The organism is Klebsiella sp. CSG-1 (genome assembly GCF_056521145.1).
Genome location: NZ_JBWNLD010000009.1, coordinates 128,947 through 145,282, shown reverse-complemented (window position 1 = coordinate 145,282; position 16,336 = coordinate 128,947). Strand labels below are relative to the sequence as shown.

The 16,336-nt window shown below is 57.7% G+C and carries 15 protein-coding genes; 9 read left to right on the top strand and 6 right to left on the bottom strand.

Features of this window, described 5'->3' with window-relative positions:
- Positions 1–50 precede the first annotated feature (50 nt).
- Positions 51–2,201, bottom strand: a complete 2,151-nt coding sequence (fdhF, locus tag AC007G_RS20855) for a formate dehydrogenase subunit alpha (protein ID WP_133960111.1) — start codon at positions 2,199–2,201, stop codon at positions 51–53.
- Positions 2,202–2,441: 240 nt separating this feature from the next.
- On the bottom strand, positions 2,442–3,524 hold the full coding sequence (locus AC007G_RS20850; RefSeq protein ID WP_046852310.1) for a malate/lactate/ureidoglycolate dehydrogenase: 1,083 nt from the start codon (positions 3,522–3,524) through the stop codon (positions 2,442–2,444).
- A 206-nt stretch (positions 3,525–3,730) separates the two neighbouring features.
- On the opposite strand from AC007G_RS20850, the gene AC007G_RS20845 reads away from it, so the two are divergent.
- Complete coding sequence (locus AC007G_RS20845; RefSeq protein WP_138223600.1) at positions 3,731–3,856, top strand: small membrane protein; 126 nt, start codon at positions 3,731–3,733, stop codon at positions 3,854–3,856.
- Positions 3,857–3,883: 27 nt separating this feature from the next.
- Here AC007G_RS20845 and AC007G_RS20840 read toward each other — a convergent pair whose 3' ends face one another.
- Complete coding sequence (locus tag AC007G_RS20840) at positions 3,884–4,843, bottom strand: helix-turn-helix domain-containing protein (protein WP_032687196.1); 960 nt, start codon at positions 4,841–4,843, stop codon at positions 3,884–3,886.
- A 443-nt stretch (positions 4,844–5,286) separates the two neighbouring features.
- Here AC007G_RS20840 and nqrC point away from each other — a divergent pair, with 443 nt between their 5' ends.
- The 8 genes from nqrC (at position 5,287) to AC007G_RS20800 (ending at position 13,823) form a co-directional block, all read left to right on the top strand.
- A complete protein-coding gene (nqrC, locus tag AC007G_RS20835; RefSeq protein WP_032699583.1) occupies positions 5,287–6,048 on the top strand; it encodes an NADH:ubiquinone reductase (Na(+)-transporting) subunit C in 762 nt (253 codons plus the stop codon).
- A gap of 229 nt (positions 6,049–6,277) precedes the next feature.
- Positions 6,278–8,227 carry an FTR1 family iron permease gene (locus AC007G_RS20830; protein WP_142630669.1) on the top strand — a complete coding sequence of 650 codons (1,950 nt, stop codon included), beginning with the start codon at positions 6,278–6,280 and terminating at the stop codon, positions 8,225–8,227.
- A gap of 18 nt (positions 8,228–8,245) precedes the next feature.
- A complete protein-coding gene (locus tag AC007G_RS20825) occupies positions 8,246–8,773 on the top strand; it encodes an iron transporter (protein WP_032687199.1) in 528 nt (175 codons plus the stop codon).
- A gap of 89 nt (positions 8,774–8,862) precedes the next feature.
- Complete coding sequence (locus AC007G_RS20820) at positions 8,863–10,242, top strand: Fe-S-containing protein (RefSeq protein ID WP_047665651.1); 1,380 nt, start codon at positions 8,863–8,865, stop codon at positions 10,240–10,242.
- A 2-nt stretch (positions 10,243–10,244) separates the two neighbouring features.
- Positions 10,245–11,528: an ABC transporter permease gene (locus AC007G_RS20815; RefSeq protein ID WP_142630670.1), complete on the top strand. Its 1,284-nt coding sequence runs from the start codon at positions 10,245–10,247 to the stop codon at positions 11,526–11,528.
- Positions 11,518–12,648 carry an ABC transporter permease gene (locus AC007G_RS20810; RefSeq protein WP_032699586.1) on the top strand — a complete coding sequence of 377 codons (1,131 nt, stop codon included), beginning with the start codon at positions 11,518–11,520 and terminating at the stop codon, positions 12,646–12,648. Before AC007G_RS20815 ends, AC007G_RS20810 begins: the two co-directional genes overlap by 11 nt.
- Before the next feature lie 4 nt (positions 12,649–12,652).
- A complete protein-coding gene (locus tag AC007G_RS20805; protein WP_032699588.1) occupies positions 12,653–13,348 on the top strand; it encodes an ABC transporter ATP-binding protein in 696 nt (231 codons plus the stop codon).
- Positions 13,335–13,823 (top strand): TlpA family protein disulfide reductase, encoded by a 489-nt coding sequence (locus AC007G_RS20800; RefSeq protein WP_479466659.1) that lies wholly within the window; start codon positions 13,335–13,337, stop codon positions 13,821–13,823. The genes AC007G_RS20805 and AC007G_RS20800 overlap by 14 nt, the downstream gene beginning before the upstream one ends.
- A 41-nt stretch (positions 13,824–13,864) precedes the next feature.
- On the opposite strand, the gene AC007G_RS20795 is transcribed toward AC007G_RS20800, so the two are convergent.
- Genes AC007G_RS20795 through AC007G_RS20785 form a run of 3 tightly spaced genes read right to left on the bottom strand, consistent with a single transcriptional unit; the run spans position 13,865 to position 16,312 of the window.
- Positions 13,865–14,596 (bottom strand): class II aldolase and adducin N-terminal domain-containing protein, encoded by a 732-nt coding sequence (locus AC007G_RS20795; protein ID WP_142630671.1) that lies wholly within the window; start codon positions 14,594–14,596, stop codon positions 13,865–13,867.
- Positions 14,597–14,600: 4 nt separating this feature from the next.
- Positions 14,601–15,419: a transporter substrate-binding domain-containing protein gene (locus tag AC007G_RS20790; RefSeq protein WP_032697339.1), complete on the bottom strand. Its 819-nt coding sequence runs from the start codon at positions 15,417–15,419 to the stop codon at positions 14,601–14,603.
- Positions 15,420–15,439: 20 nt separating this feature from the next.
- The gene (locus tag AC007G_RS20785; protein ID WP_032687208.1) at positions 15,440–16,312 is read right to left on the bottom strand and encodes a phytanoyl-CoA dioxygenase family protein; all 873 of its coding nucleotides are present in this window, start codon (positions 16,310–16,312) and stop codon (positions 15,440–15,442) included.
- Positions 16,313–16,336 lie beyond the last annotated feature (24 nt).

Here is a 16,336-nt window from a genome sequence, read left to right as displayed (position 1 = left end):
ACCTGCTGCTATCAACGTGAAGGGGAGAGGCGATGCCTCTCCCCTGGTATTCAGGCGTCCACTGCCGCCTTCAGGCGCGCTTTCATGTCACTGTAGGCCCGCCAGGCAAACTGCTCTGCCCAGAGCTGGTCCTTGATGGCTTCTATCTTCACCGCGCAATATTTGGTTTCTGGCGTTTTCGAGACCGGGTCGAGGTTGTCCTGAGTAAGCTCATTGCAGGCACCGACCCACCACTGGTAGGTCATATAGACGGCGCCGTGGTTGATACGGTCGCTGATATCCGCGCGGGTAATCACTTTGCCGCGACGCGAGCTTACCCACACCAGCTGCCGATCGGCGATCCCCAGCCGGTCGGCGTCGGCGCGGCTTATCTGCACGCGACCGGGCTCATCGGCAAGGGATTGCAACGCCGCGCAGTTGCCGGTCATCGAGCGGCACGAATAGTGGCCGACTTCGCGCACGGTACAGAGCACCAGCGGATAGTCGGCATCCGGGGTCTCCGCCGGCGCACGCCACGGTGCGGCAAACAGTTGACCTTTCCCCGACGGGGTATCAAAGCGGTTTCCTTTATACAGCCATGGCGTGCCGGGGTGTTCGAGCGTCGGACACGGCCACTGCACGTGGTTCATATCGCCCATTTTTTCATAGGTGACGCCGTAGAACAGCGGGCACAGGTCGCGCATTTCGTCCCAGATTTGCTGGTTGTCGTCGTAGTGCATCGGATAGCCCATTTCTCGGGCCAGCAGGCTAATGATCTCCCAGTCGCGTTTTACGTTGCCCGGGACCGGGATGGCTTTTTCGAAGCGCTGAAAACCGCGATCGGCGCAGGTGAAGACGCCGCCGTGTTCGCCCCAGGAGGTTGCCGGCAGCAGCACGTCGGCTATTTCGGCGGTTTTGGTCATGAAGATATCCTGCACCACCACAAAATCCAGCGCTTCGATGCCCTTACGCACCAGCCCCAGATCGGCTTCGGTCTGCAGCGGGTCTTCCCCCATGATGTAGTAGGCTTTGATCTCCCCGCTCAGCGCTTTATGCGGAACTTCGGTAATACGGGTGCCGACTTTGTCATCCATTATGGCCGGGTCGATTCCCCAGGCCTCGGCAAATTTGGCGCGGACGCTGGGATCGGTCACCTCCTGATAGCCGGGGAACAGATTCGGCAGCACGCCCATGTCGCAGGCCCCCTGGACGTTGTTCTGCCCGCGCACCGGGCCGACGCCGACATGTTCCCGGCCGAGGTTACCGGTCAGCAGAGCCAGGCTGGCCAGGCCTTTCACCACATCGACCGCCTGGCCGAACTGCGTGACGCCCATGCCCCACATGATCGTGGCCGACGGCGCGGCGGCAAACATTCTCACCGCCTGACGTATCTCTTGCGCCGGGACGCCGGTGATCGCTTCCACCGCTTCAGGCGAGTAGGCTTTCACCGCCTCACGGTAGGCGTCCAGCCCTTCGGTAAAGCGTTTGACGTAATCATGGTTATAGAGATCTTCTTCCAGCAGAACGTGGCCGAAGGCGTTGACCAGCGCCATATTGCTGCCGTTATTGAGCTGCAGGTGGCGATCGGCAATGCGGGCGGTTTCAATTCGTCGCGGATCGCAGACGATGATTTTCGCCCCGTTTTCGCGCGCTTTAATCACCCGGCGGGCGACGATAGGGTGGGAGTCGGCGCAGTTGTAGCCAAAGACCAGCAGACATTTTGAGTGTTCAATATCGCTGATGGAGTTGCTCATCGCGCCGTTACCCAGCGCCTCCTGCAGACCCGCCACCGACGGACCGTGACACACGCGGGCGCAGCAGTCGACGTTGTTGGTGTTTAACACCGCCCGGGCGAATTTCTGCATCACATAGTTGGTTTCATTCCCGGTGCCGCGAGACGAACCGGTGGTCATAATCGCGCGCGAGCCGTACTGTTCTTTAATCTCCCGGAGTTTTTTTGCCGTGTAGCGAATCGCCTCGTCCCAGCTGACCGGGGTGAGTTTCCCCCCTTTCTGGTAGCGAATCATCGGCTGCTTCAGGCGCGGGGTGAGCAGCTGAGTATCATTAAGAAAATCCCATCCGTAATACCCTTTGAGGCACAGCTGATTCTGATTGGTTACCCCATCGGCGGCTTCCGCACGGATAATTTTATTGTTATCGACAACCAGCTTGAGTTTGCAACCCGCCCCGCAATAAGGGCAAACGCTTGTGATTTTTTTCATCAGTAACAGACCTGTTAACAGTGAATGAAGATCAATGGTCAGGCCGGGCCAGGCCCGCCATCGTCATGGAATCCTTTCGCCGCGATGCAAGCGGAAGGCAGGAGCGGTATGCAGAAGTTGTGCCAAAATTAATTTATTGATATGTAAGGAGATTAATTCGTGGTGCTGAGGTGTCGTCGTGATGTCGTCACTAATGACGATGACGTAACAGAACGCCCGGGGAGGGCGTTCTCTCAGAGGCTAGCCTATTTTGGGCTGAAACTGCGCCAGTTTCTGCGGCGGGAATCCGGCTTCCAGCGCCGCTTGGCAGATGGCCTGCCAGCTGCCGGCATCCAGTGGAATGCCCTGTGCCAGGCGCGCCTGACGATTGGCCTCTTCCCATTCGCCCGGCACCAGAATCGGCGCGTGCGCCTCGTGAGGCGACTGTTTACACCAGTCGATGAAGGCTTCCGTCTCGCGCTGCATGTCCGGCGCGTCGAAGGCTTGCGGGTCGAGAATAATGGTGGTCATGCAGTTGAAGATGGCGTCGACGCAGGTCTGCAGGCTCTGCTGGTGGGTGGTCTGGCCGCCGGAGACGGCGCCGCCGAGGATTTCGCACAGCGTGGCGAGGGCGTAGCCTTTATGCTGGGCAAAGGTCAGCAGGGCGCCCAGCGGCGAGGTCTGCATGACCGCCGGGTCGGTGGTCGGTTCGCCTCGGGCGTCAATCAACGAACCGGGCGGAACGGCTTCGCCTTTATGCCAGGCGACGCGCGTTTTGCCAAAGGCAATCGCGCTGGTGGCGTAGTCAAGCAGTAGCGGAGGCTGGCCTTCTCGCGGGAAGATAACGCACAGCGGATTGGTGCCAAAGCGGCTGTCTTTGCCGCGAAACGGGGCAACCATCGGATCGCCTACGACGCTGACGAAGTGAATCGAAATAAAACCTGCCGCCGCGCACTGCTCGGCCCAGTAGCCGATGCGTCCGATGTGATGCGCGTTGCGCAGGGCGATAGCCGCCATACCGTGTTGCCGGGCTTTCTCAATTCCTTTCTGCATCGCTTCATGGGCAACTACCTGACCAAAGCCTGCGTTGCCGTCGAGTGTCACTACCGCGCCGGCGTCCTTCATCACGCTGGCATGGCGGTTAAGCTGCAGATGACCCTGAGCATGGGAACGCAGGTAGCTCGGGATCATCCCCACCCCGTGTGAGTCGTGGCCGGCGAGATTAGCGGCCACCAGATGGTCGGCGACAAGGGAGGCTTCGGTGGGAGAACTGCCAAGCTGAATGAAGAGAGTGTTGACGAACTGATGCAGATCCGTCGCCTGAAAACGATATCCGGTTTGCACTGATACGCTCCTGTGACTTATTTGATTGTGTTGTTGTTTTGTTAAGTTTGCCCTTCCATGCTGCGCTCCTGGGCGAAGAAGATCAATACTTTGCGCACCGGAGAGAATTGAGGGGCAGAGAACAGGCTTGAGGCCCGGCGTGCTGTTCGCGGCCCTGAGAATCATTATGATAAAACCAACTAATAAATGATAAAGAGAAGACTAAAATGAACGTCAGTACGCTGCTTTTAATTATCGTCGCGATTTCGCTGCTGGGATTATCGATCTATTGTTTATTGAGCTATATAAAAGAACGCAAAGCGATGCGCTTTAAATCTTTCCGTCATCGCTAATACCCGCCGAGGGCCCGGGCATAGGCTTTATTTATAATGGTTGTCGCGCCAGGCTTTCGGCGTGGCGTGGTATTTTTCACGAAAACTCTTGCTGAATGACGGGTGGCTGACAAAACCGCAGCGCCAGGATACCAGCTCAACCCGCAGTCGGGGATCGGATTCCAGCAGTTGCCGGGCCGCCTCCAGGCGTATCTCTTTAATCTCCGCCATCACCGAACTCCCCTGTTGCTGAAAAGCCCGGTCGAGGCTGGATCTTGAGCAGCGCAGCATTCGGCAAAGCAGGTCGGGAGAGAGATTATGTTGATGATAATTAAGCGCAATAAACGATTTCGCGCTGTTCACCAGATGCGCGAGTTTTCCTGACGAGCGCAGCCCTTTCTCCTGCGCCACATCGGCCAGAACCTGTAACGCGATATGATGTAAGCCATCGACGATCACCGCAGTTTCCTGGGTAGATAAACTTGCCGATTGCGCGTCCAGTAGCAGCATATGCGATTTTAAAAATAGCGCTAAAGGGTGATTATCCAGGGAGATGATTGGGCTGGTCAGTTGACCGCTAAATAGCGTTTTGATTTTCGCACTATGCGGAATGATATACAGCTGTTTGACATCATCACATTGATAATTGTAATAATCATTGCGCTGATGAACGATGAGTTGTCCCGGATTAACCTGGGCGACGGCGGATTTTTTCCTGCCGCCGATCAGCTGATGCCCCTGTACCAGCAGAGAAATATAGGTTGAAGACTCAGCCACCTGATGCGGGTCGAAGATTGTCTCGTTTTTAGAACCCATGGCACTACAATAATCGCCGGAAATAGCAGATATGGTTTTATGGTGGGCCACAATTTCTGCCGGACGGCGGTTATTTACGACCTCAATGCCATAGCAGCTGAGGTTCTGCGATATTCGCTGATAGCGCTCTTCCGGCGCAATATCCGCCGCGCTTAAAACATGTGGAACGTACAGCGTCGAAGGTCTGGACATGCTTGTCTCTTATCCCGGGTTGACGTTGGCAGGTAGTTCTTTTTTATCCTTCTGATTATAAGATTAATCTTCATTAAAGCCAGCGGGTGGACGGTTTTTTACATTGGCCTGGGGGGAAATTGTTCAGTATTGCGTGGGAAACTATCAATACGTAGCGCATCGCGGTGACAGCCTGGCCGCATCAATCAGCGGAAATCTATTTTCACTTGACTTTTTTGCGGCACTGAAAATATAAAATCAATTAATTTTAATTATTATTTTTTATTTAAAGTGGGTGTTTTGAGTTGTTATATTTATATTTTAACAAAATAAATCAATCTCGGTTTGGTTATTTTCTGTCTGCCGGGCGCTCGCGCGACAGCAAAAAAAGAGAGTGGACAGCAGGATGAAAATCATCGCAATCTAAAAAGAGGCATTCATTTCGCAACGGGGAAAATACGCGGATGCGCAAGAGTAAAATAATTGTTTTATCTTTGATGGTTGTTTGTGTTTTATGTTTTGCAATTGTTGCTGTTTATTTTTTATTGCTCAAGGATGACGCTGCGGAGCCCGTCAATGAAGAGACGGAAGCTGCGGTCCTGGACGTCGCCGGATTCGCAAACAGCGGGCATCGCGACGAACAAAAATTGAGAGCGCTGTTCCAGACACGCATCGTGACTCGCCAGCTGAATCTCGATCGCGGCGAGCTGGTACCTGCCGGGCACACTGGCGCAGAACAACAGCGCTGTGCAGACCTGCCACCGACCCGGGACCCGGCGCAGATCCGGCGTCGCTGTGCGCTGGTGGATATTTACCTGGTCCGTGATACCGACCAGCATATTCAGCAAATTATTCTGCCGGTCTACGGTAAGGGCGCCAAATCAATGATGTATGCGCTGGTTGCTCTCAGCACGGATGGCCGCACGGTAAATGACCTGATCTATTACCAGCAGAATGAGACGCCGCTGCTGGGGGCGAGGGTGGAAGACCCGCAGTGGCGCAGACAGTGGGCAGGGAAAAAAATCCGCGATGACCAGGGGCGGCCCGCGTTGCAGGTCGTTCAGGACAGTGTCGGCCAGCATGACGCCTATACCGTTGACGGCATCAGCGGTGCGACCCTGACCTCAACCGGCGTGGAGAAAAGCATCAATTTCTGGATGGGGGAGCAAGGGTACGGCAATTTTCTCCGCCATCTGCAGGATGATCCCGCGATATTAACCCAATAGCCTTCAGTCGTTTGCATCCCCGCCACGACGCCACTTCCGGCGTCGTTTTTTTATCTTGCGGGCGGGGGGCGTCAAAAACGGACGCGCCCGCAGCCGACACAAAACGTGTTGTTCTTTGCGGTTTTTTACACAAATTGTCACCATTTGACATTTTCATGATCTGGGTCATGTGCACGGCAAGGAAAAATGACAATGATAACTATTATCATTACCGTTAATGGAACCCGTCATGTCAGCTCCTCGCTCTTTTCTGCTGCTCACGTTGCTCAGCGTCCTGTTCTGCGCGTGCGCGATGGCGCAAACCCGCTACGCGCCGCTGATCGAGGATATTGAGCACCGGCTGGATAAAACAACCGAGCTCTACCAGCAGCAAAAAAACAACGAGGCGCGTCGGGAAGTACAGGCCGCCTATTTCGAAGTGTTTGAAAACCTCGAAGGCCCTATCCGCATCAATTTTTCGGCGCGTAAAAGCTACGAAATGGAGAGCACTTTCGGTGACATCCGTCGCATGATTGCAGACGGTAAGCCGCTGCAAGAGGTTCAGGCCCGGGTGGACGGGCTCAAGAAAGCGCTGCGTGACGTTGAGCCTGTGCTGGATGGCGGCCATCGGCTGGTGGCGGAAGAGCAGCATACCGCGTTGACCCGGGGCGATATCGCCTTGCACTGGCAGAACAGCTTCCGCACCATCGACGATCTGCTGGCGCAGGCGGTGAGCGCCTATCAGGCGGGAAATTACCCCCTCGCCAGTCAGCAGGTGCAGCAGGCGCACTATCAGGGATTTAAAAACTCAGAGATGGAAATGTCGGTGCGGCAAAACCGCTCGGCAAAAAACGCGGCGGCCATTAATCAGCAGTTTACCGCCCTGATTGCGCTGACGTCCCAGCCGGATCGTCTGAACGATGTGGCTTATCAGGTGACGACGCTGTTGCAGGAGCTCGAAGACATATTGCCGGGGCTGCCGACGACCCGCGATGACCAGCCGGTGAATGCCCCGACGGCAGACGAAGAGAGCGCCCCGCTCGCCGCAGGCGCGCCGGGCGCTGACTGGGCCAACGTTGCCACGGGGATTAACCAGAGTATCGATGCGGCGCTGGCGCGCTATCAGCGCGGCGAGGCGTCTGATGCCCTTCTGGATATTCAGGACACCTACTTCGATCGTTTTGAAGCCACCGGGATGGAGAACAAAATCGGCTCCCGCGATGCCGCGTTTAAAACCCGCCTTGAGGCCCACTTCACCCGTCTGGTCAGCCTGATGAAGGCCGGACAGCCGCAGGACAAACTGGTGGCTGAAGCCGCTGCGCTACGAGCGGATCTGCATCAGGCGGCGGCGATGCTGGGCGAGGGTGAAGAGACGCAGTGGAGCCTGCTGCTATACAGCCTGATGATTATTGTACGTGAAGGGCTGGAGGCGCTGCTGATTGTGGCGGCCATCGTGGCCTGGCTGGTGAAAAATGACCATCACGACAAGCTGCCGCTGATTCGTCAGTCGGTGGTCGTCGCGCTGGTTGCCAGCGTGGCGACGGCGGTCGTTTTCCAACTGGTGTTTACCCGCTCCGGCGCCAGTCGGGAGCTGCTGGAAGGGATTACCATGCTGATCGCCGTGGTGATGCTGTTCTTTATGAGCTACTGGCTGCTGTCGAAGGTTGAATCCCGCCGCTGGAAAGCCTGGCTGGAGGGTAAGCTGACGCATTCGCTCTCTCGCGGCTCGCTGGTCGGGCTATGGCTGACCAGCTTTCTTGCCGTCTATCGGGAAGGCGCCGAAACGGTCCTGTTTTACTACGCCCTGGTTGGCGACGCGCAGAGTGTTTCCGGGCATCTGGCCATCGGCGCCGGGTTTGTTATTGGCTGCGTGCTGCTGCTGGCCGCATGGCTCATCATGCGCTACTCGGTGGTGCGCCTGCCGCTCAAACCTTTCTTTATCTTCACCGGCGGCTTTATGTACCTGATGGCATTTGTTTTTGCCGGCAAAGGGGTCCTTGAACTGATAGAAGGCAAACTGTTTCAGCCTACGCTGGTTGGCGGCGTGCCTGAAATCAGCTGGCTGGGCATTTATCCCTATCTGGAAACCCTGACGCCACAGGTGATTTTACTGATTGCTGCCCTGGTTGCCCTGTGGATTACGCTCCGCCGCAATCACCTACCCACAGCACAGATAAAAAATAATATTTCAACATTATAAGACGCGAGGATTTGTCAAATGACCATCAAAAAGAGCCTGATTATCGGCGCCACCGTGGCCGCTATTTTTACCGCGCCCGCGGCGCTGGCCTTTAAAGAGTATCCGGCAGGTGAACCGGTCACCATGAATGAGATGGAGATCGCCGCCGTCTATCTTCAGCCGATTGATATGGAACCGCGCGGAATGGGTCTGCCGGCAGCGAAATCAGATATCCATCTGGAGGCCGATATTCATGCGGTTGAAGGGGGAAAGAATGGTTTTGGCGCCGGTGAATGGATTCCCTATTTGACCATTGCCTATACCCTGGTCAATAGCGATACCGGTGAAAAGCAGGAGGGGACTTTTATGCCGATGGTCGCAAGCGACGGTCCGCACTATGGCGCCAATATTAAAATGATGGGCGTCGGCAATTATAAAGTGACGTACCACATTGAACCGCCATCAAAAGCCGGGATGCACCGTCATACCGACAGCGAAACCGGGGTGGGCCGCTGGTGGAAACCGTTCGATGTCAGCTATGAATTCAAATACGTCGGCCTGAACTAAACGTTCGTCGCGCAGGATGGCCAGCATGCCGTCCTGCGGTGTATTACCGCATGCGGATTGCACCTTATCCGCCGAACCGGGTCGAAGTTATGAGTTATTTTTTCGTCACCACGCTGCAGGTTTTTTTCTGTATTACGCTGCTGTCCTCGGTTCTCTGGGGCCGCGGCGTGTCTCCTTCACTGCGCCCCCTCACGTGGACGCTGCTCACGGCGCTGGCCAGTGGGCTACTGGCCGGACTGTTTATTCGCGGGAGCCAGACGCTACAGCTGATGCTGGTGAGCGGAGAAATCCTCCTTTCCGTGCTGTTTTTACTGAGCTTCTGGTGGGCCTCGCCGCGTCTGCGCTACGTGTGGCAATGGATCCTCGTATTTGGCGCCGCCCGTCACTGGGCTCTGGACCCCAATCTTGGCGGATTAACCTCCACCCACGTGCTGAACACCGACCTGCTGCTGAACCTGACCGCGCTGGCGCTGGCCGTTGCGCTGCTGTGTCTGGCCGCGGTGCTGTGCGCTCTGCTGCTGCGCCGGATGAGCTGGCCGTACTGGCCGCTGGCGATTCTGCTGATGATCCTGCTTTGGCTACCGATGTTCGGCAATCTGCTGCTGCTGTTGATGAAGCTGCAAATCATCCCCTTACTGAAGCCGCTGCTGAGTTTTGTGGCCAAAGTGACCAACAATGCCGCCGGGTACAGCTGGCTTGCAGCCGCCGTGCTCCTGCTGCTGTGTCTGTGCTGGACCCCGACTATTCGTCGCTATGCCCGGGCGGTGAAGGCGGCGGCGGAGCCGGTTACCCGCCGACTGGCGTTGGCCGAGCGCCGCAGCGCTGTCCGCCTCTGGTTAACGACGATCTGCTGTGCGTTGGTGATTGCCGGTGGCCAGCTGTGGTGGGATCTGGTGGCCTCCCGGCCGCCGAGGCTATCGGAAGCTCAGCCGGTCAGCCTTGCCGCTGATGGTCTGGTCCATATTCCGCTTACACAGGTTCGCGACGGCAAACTGCACCGTTTCGTCTGGGTGGCAGACGACGGTAAGGCGGTGCGCTTTTTTGTCATCAACCGCTATCCCGACAAATTACGCTTTGGCGTGGTATTTGACGCCTGTCTGCTGTGCGGCGATCAGGGATATGTCATGGAAGGTAACCAGGTGATTTGTGTCGCCTGCGGGGTACACATATTTATTCCTTCGATTGGTAAACCCGGCGGCTGTAATCCGGTGCCGATCGATGGCTGGCATAACGACGAACGTGAGTTGACGATACCCGGTGCGGCCCTGGCCGTCGGAGGCAACTATTTCTCTACCGTGCTAACTATCAAGGTGACCGACCCGGTGGACGGGACGGCCCTGACCAACACGGCGGCTGAGTATAAATACAGCTATGCAGGCAGAACCTGGTTTTTTGCCTCTGAAGCAAACTACAACCGTTTCCGCAACGCGCCAGAGACGTTTGTTCCCGGCACGGCGCAGGAGGAGTAACCATGCTGTGGCGAATGATCTATCAGTCATGGGGGCGTAATCTGCGCCGCAAAGCGCTGGCGGTGTTAACCGTTTTCCTGGCCACGAGTCTGATCTCGGCGCTGCTGGCTATTTCTATCGACATCGGTGACAAAATGTCCCGCGAGCTGAAATCCTACGGTGCCAATATCTTAATTGAACCGGCCGGGCAGGCAGCGCTACCTGCGTTGTTCAGCGAGCAAAGCAACCCGCTGGCCAGCGATGATTTCCTTGATGAGTCCGAGCTGGCGAATATTAAAGATATCTTCTGGCGAAATAATATCGTCGGTTTTGCGCCAATGCTCAGCGGCGAGGCGACCGTTGACGGGCACGAAATCCGTCTGCTCGGCACCTTCTTTAGCCAGCCGGTCGCGATACCGGATGAAGAGGGTTATGAGACCGGGCAGCGCACGGTCAGCCCGTTCTGGCAGGTGACCGGCACCTGGCCGCAGGAACCTGTAGGCAAGACGCCGCAAACATTAGTCGGGCATGCGCTGGCGCGTAATTACGGCTGGCAACCCGGTGACCATCTCAGGCTACAGGTGGTGAACGAGACCGTGGATGTGGTGGTCAGCGGCGTTCTCTCCAGCGGTGGTGATGAAGACAACCAGCTGGTGATGCCGCTTAGCATCGTACAGCGGCTGCTGGGCCTGACGGGAAAAATACAGGCAATTCGCGTATCGGCCCTGACGGTACCAGAAAATGAGCTGTCGCGCCGGGCGCGTGAGAATCTCGAGGCTCTGAACGCCGAAGAGTATGACCTGTGGTATTGCACGGCGTACGTCTCTTCTATTGCTCACCAGCTGGAGGAGGCCATTTCCGGTGCAGAAGTGCGCCCGGTCTGGCAGGTTGCGGCCTCGGAGGGCGTAGTTATCGATAAAATTCAGCTGCTGATGGCGGTCGTCACCCTGGCGGCATTGGCCGCTGCGGCAATGGGGATTGCCTCGCTGATGACCAGTACCATTATGGAGCGAGCCCGGGAGATCGGCCTGATGAAAGCGCTTGGCGCCCGACAGTGGCAAATTTTGCTGCTGTTTTATCTTGAAGCAGCGCTGGGCGGGCTGGCAGGTGGGGGGCTGGGCTGTGTTGCTGGCTGGGGGCTGGCGAAGATGATTGGCCTGATGCTCTTTGCCACGCCGCTCGACTTTGCCTGGGTGGTGGTGCCCTGTGTGCTGGTGATCGCAGTGCTGATTGCGCTTATCGGCACCTGGTTCCCGGCGCGTCGAATCGCCCGACTTTATCCCGTGGAGGTGCTGTATGGCCGCTAAGCGCGACATGCTGTGGCTATTGGTCTGGCGGGCGCTGCGTCTGCGTCTGCAGCGGGTCGGCGTCGTGTTCACCGCGCTGGCGGTTGGTGCGACCATCGTGACGGCGCTTTCCGCCGTGTGGTTTGATATCAACAGCAAAATGAGCGAGGAGCTGCGGACCTTCGGCGCAAATTTTTATATCGGGCCTGGGCACGGTACCCGTATGCCGCAGCCGACACTGCAGGCGATTATTGACGATGCGCCGAAGGGACTGATTCATGGCGCCAGCCCCTGGCTATACGGCACGGCGCGTACCGAGCTGGAAAAAGTGGCGATCGTCGGCGTGTGGTTTGAGTCGCTGCAAAAGCTGGTGCCGTACTGGCAGGTCAGCGGCAACTGGATCGGCGTCAGTTTTGACGATCGCAATGCGATGGTGGGCGTTAAGCTGGCTCAGCGGCTGGCGCTAAACGTTGGCGATAGCGTCACGCTGGTGGACCATCAGCGGCGCAAAAAACTGCTGATCAAGGGGATCGTCGAAGCCGGTGACGCGACCGATAACATGCTGATTGTCAGCCTGAACGTGGCGCAGGCGTGGCTGCAAAAGCCCGCGATTATCAGCCACGGTCTGCTGAGCGTCAGTAACGATCTCGGCCAGGTGGAAAGCTATGCCGGGCAGCTGCAGCAGCGCTATCCCGCTCTGGAGATCCGCCCGGTCCGTAAGGTCTCGGCATCCGAAGGCCAGGTACTGGATAAAATCAAAGGGCTGATGGGGCTGGTCTCTCTGGTGATTCTGGCGCTGTCGTCCTTGTGCGTGAACACCACCCTGATGGCGATTGTGGGCGAACGCGCCCGTGAGTTTGCGCTGCAAAAAGCGCTGGGCGCCAGCAATGGCGATATTATCCGCCAGATGCTGCTCGAAACCAGCATTATCACTCTGGCAGCGGTGGTCTGCGGCTGGCTGCTCGGCTATCTGCTCGCCCAACTGCTGGGGCTGACCGTGTTTAATGCCACTATTTCGCTGCGCCTGCCGGTGCTGCCGATAACCCTGGCGCTGTCTTTGCTGGTCGCCTTGCTGGCGGCCATTGTTCCGGTACGCCGCGCGGTAAGCGTTGAACCGGCGAAAGTGTTGAAAGGAGAATAACGCCATGACCGTCACGCCTTTACGTCAGATGGCGATTGAAACCCGTCATTTATCTAAGCGCTTCGGCGATGTTAGCGCGCTGGATGACATAAATTTGCGCATCGCCCGCGGTGAGTTCGTCGCCATTATGGGGGCATCAGGTTCCGGGAAAACGACGCTGATGAATATCCTGACCTGTCTGGACACCGCCAGCGAGGGGCAGGTTATCCTCGACGGAACCGATGCGGCGGCGCTGGATGAAGAAGGGCGGCGGCGCGTTCGCGCGCAGAAGATAGGCCTGGTGTTTCAGCAGTTCCATCTGATTCCTTTTCTGACGGCGCTGGAAAACATCATGCTGGCGCAGCATTACCACAGCGTCGTCGATGAGGCGGCGGCCAGGGCAGTTCTGGCGCAGGTTGGCCTTGAACATCGCATGACCCATTTACCCAGCCAGCTCTCCGGCGGGGAGCAGCAGCGTGTCTGTATTGCCCGGGCGCTGGTCAATGAACCCCCGGTGATTTTTGCCGATGAGCCCACCGGCAACCTGGATGAAGAGAATGAACAGCGGGTGCTGGACCTGCTGACCGACCTGCATCGTCAGGGGCGCACTATCGTGATGGTGACCCACAACCCGGCACTGGGAAAATTCGCTGACCGTATCGTCCGGCTCCAGCACGGCAAATATCTCGGCGAGGAGGTTAATACCGATGCGCATGCCTGAAGTCATGATAACGATACTGCTGCTTCTGCTGCTGGCAGGCTGTAAAGAAGAGAAGCTGGCCCGTGGCGAGACGACACCTGCGCTGGCGGCTTTTGATATGCAAGGCAAACCTGCCGGCCTGGAACGCTGGGAGGGGAAGGCGGTGTATCTCAATTTCTGGTCGGCCAATTGCGGAGGTTGTCTCGCGGAAATGGATACGCTGCAGGCGCTCAGCCAACGCTGGCCGGATAAACTGGTAGTGGTGGGGGTGAATACCGACCCGGAGCAGGTGGATATCGCTCCGCTGCTGGCGAAGCATGGCATCAGCTACCCGGTGCTGCGCGACCAGCTCCATATCACTCAGGATCGTTATCAGGTGATCGGGACGCCGACATCGATAGTGATTGACGCACGCGGGCGGGTGCGCGACCTGCATCAGGGGTGGCGAAAACCCGAAGAACTCCAGGCGGTTTTTACCCGCCTGGCCCAGCCTTAATAGCGATATCCCGGGCGTCGGCCCGGGAGAGGGGGCATCGCTCAGTCCAGCAGCGAAGGATCGGCATCTATCATCAGCTGCTTCATCTCGGCGAAGTGCTGGCGGGAAAAATCGGCAATGTTCTCCCAGTCCTGGGCGGTTTTCTCCGCCACCTCAGCCGACAACACCTTCAGCGGCTGGCCGGTTGACCACGCGGTGACCAGAATCTGACAGGCCCGCTCCAGCGTCCAGATATCGTCAAACGCCTCGCCGATGGTCGCGGCGGTAACCAGTACCCCGTGGTTGCCCATCAGCAGGCGGCGCTTATCCGCCAACAGCCCGGCCAGTCTCGCCCCTTCGGCGACGGTATCCGCCATTCCGCCGTACAGCGTATCCACCGCCACACGATTAAAATAACGCGCGCTATTCTGATCGATCGGCAGGATCTGCGGGTTCGCCAGGCAGGCGACGCTGGTGGTGTAGATCGGGTGCAGATGCAGCACCGCCCGCGCCTGCGGCAGCCGCTGATGAATCTGGCCGTGGATCGCCCATGCGGTGGCGTCCACGTCCGGCCGCAGCGCGGTCGCTTCATCATCGGCATCGAGCAGCAGCAGGTCGCTGGCGCGGATCCGCGAAAAGTGTTTCCACTTCGGATTCAGCAGAAACTTTTTGCCGTCCGCCGACAGGGCCGCGCTAAAGTGGTTGGCGACGGCCTCATGCATGCCGAGATGCGCGATGATGCGAAAGGTCGCCGCCAGATCGATCCGCGTTTGTTCTTCGAAAGAGTAAGCCATCGCCTTACTCCGCTTTTGGCATCAGGGTTTTCAGGTCGTCTTCCGTCGGCGGCTGGAAGTGATATTTTTTCAGCAGCGCCGCGTATTCCGGCGTGGCGCTGAATTTCTTCAGCCCCTCCTCAAGGGCGCTTTTCACTTCACTGTTGCCTTTTTTGACGCCAAAGCCGTTGAGCACCGGGTAAATTAAGGTATCGGAAGAGATAACGATCCGGTCGCCCAGCTTCTCAACGACGCCACGCGCGACCGCCGCGTCGGTAATCTGCGCCTCCACCGCCCGCGACAGCAGCGCCTGGGTGGTTTGCGGGTCGGTGCTGTACTCGCTCAGCACAATGGGCGGCAGGCCTTTCTTCACGCAATAGTCCGCCGACAGTTTTTGCAGCTGCGCCAGCCAGGAGGTGGCTCCCATCGAGCCGATTTTATGGCCGCAGAACGCTTCCGGAGTTTTGGGCTGATAGCTGGCGCCTTTAAGCGCCAGGATCGATTCGCCGCTTTTCAGGTACGGCACCATGTCGATCACCTTCAGGCGTTCGGCGGTGATATACATCGAGGAGTTGGTAATGTCGAACCGCCCGCCCTGCAGACCGGGGATCAGATTAGGAAAGCGGGTATCGGTATTCACCGCCTCACGGCCAATGGTTTTAGCCAGACCGGCGAGAAACTCAATATCAAAACCGGCCGGTTGGTTGTTTTGCATATATTCATAAGGATAAAAGGTCATATCCGAACCGGCGGTAATTTTCCCCGGCTGCAGGAACGCCGCAAAAGTGCTGAACGAGGTCAGGGCGCCAGCGGTGCAAAGAAGCAGAACATTAAAGCGTTTCATAAAAACCTCCAGGGATGACATTACATGCTGGCAAGATCGTGGCCGGCTTGCTGAACGAAGAATGAGGCGCCGCGCGGCTTCTGCGGCAAACGTAGCTGGTTGGCGGCGCTGCGTACCAGGCCGCTCTCCACGCCGGCCACCAGCTGGCCCGCGTGCAGGCTTGGCAAGGGGTTTTCGCCAAAGGGCAGGGCGTCCTCGGCGGCGTAAACGCTGATAAACAGCGTCCGCGGCTGTTCGGTTTCATTGGGGCTCGAGGCGTGGAGCAGGCGGGTATGCATAAAGCACACCGAGCCTGACGGGCCAAAGCAGGCTTCGGGCTGCTGGCACTGCTCGGATACCACCTCGTCGTCAACCGAGCCGGTAAAACGCCCGTCCTGCCAGTGGGACCACAGCGGCCCCTTGTGGCTCCCCGGCACCACGTTCAGCGGGCCGTTTTCCGGCGTGACGTCGCTGACCATCAGCAGGGCAGTGATGATGTCGTCATTGCTGTGCGGCGTGAACAGAAAATCCTGATGCCATTTCACCTGCGTCGCGGTAAACGGCAGCTTGGAGTTGATTTTGCTGTGATGAAAACGGGTGCCGCTGCCGCCGATCAGCTGGGCGGCGATGGTCGCCATGCGCGATTGCAGGGCGGCATGTTCGAAGGCGACGGAAATCTCCGTCGGCGAACTGACCCGGCGCAGAGAAGGGTGATCGGCGCGGTGATCCCCTTCAAGGTCGAAACGCGGGCGACCGTCCAGCGTCTCGCCCCACACCTCGGTATGGCGGCGGCTCTCTTCGACCCAACCGTCAAAATCCTGCTGCAAGGCGGCGATTTCGTCAGGGGACAGCACCCCTTCGACCACCAGAAAACCCTGCTGATGAAACTGTTCGATTTGCCACTGCGCGATCATAATTTTTCCTTTCACAAGCGGAGA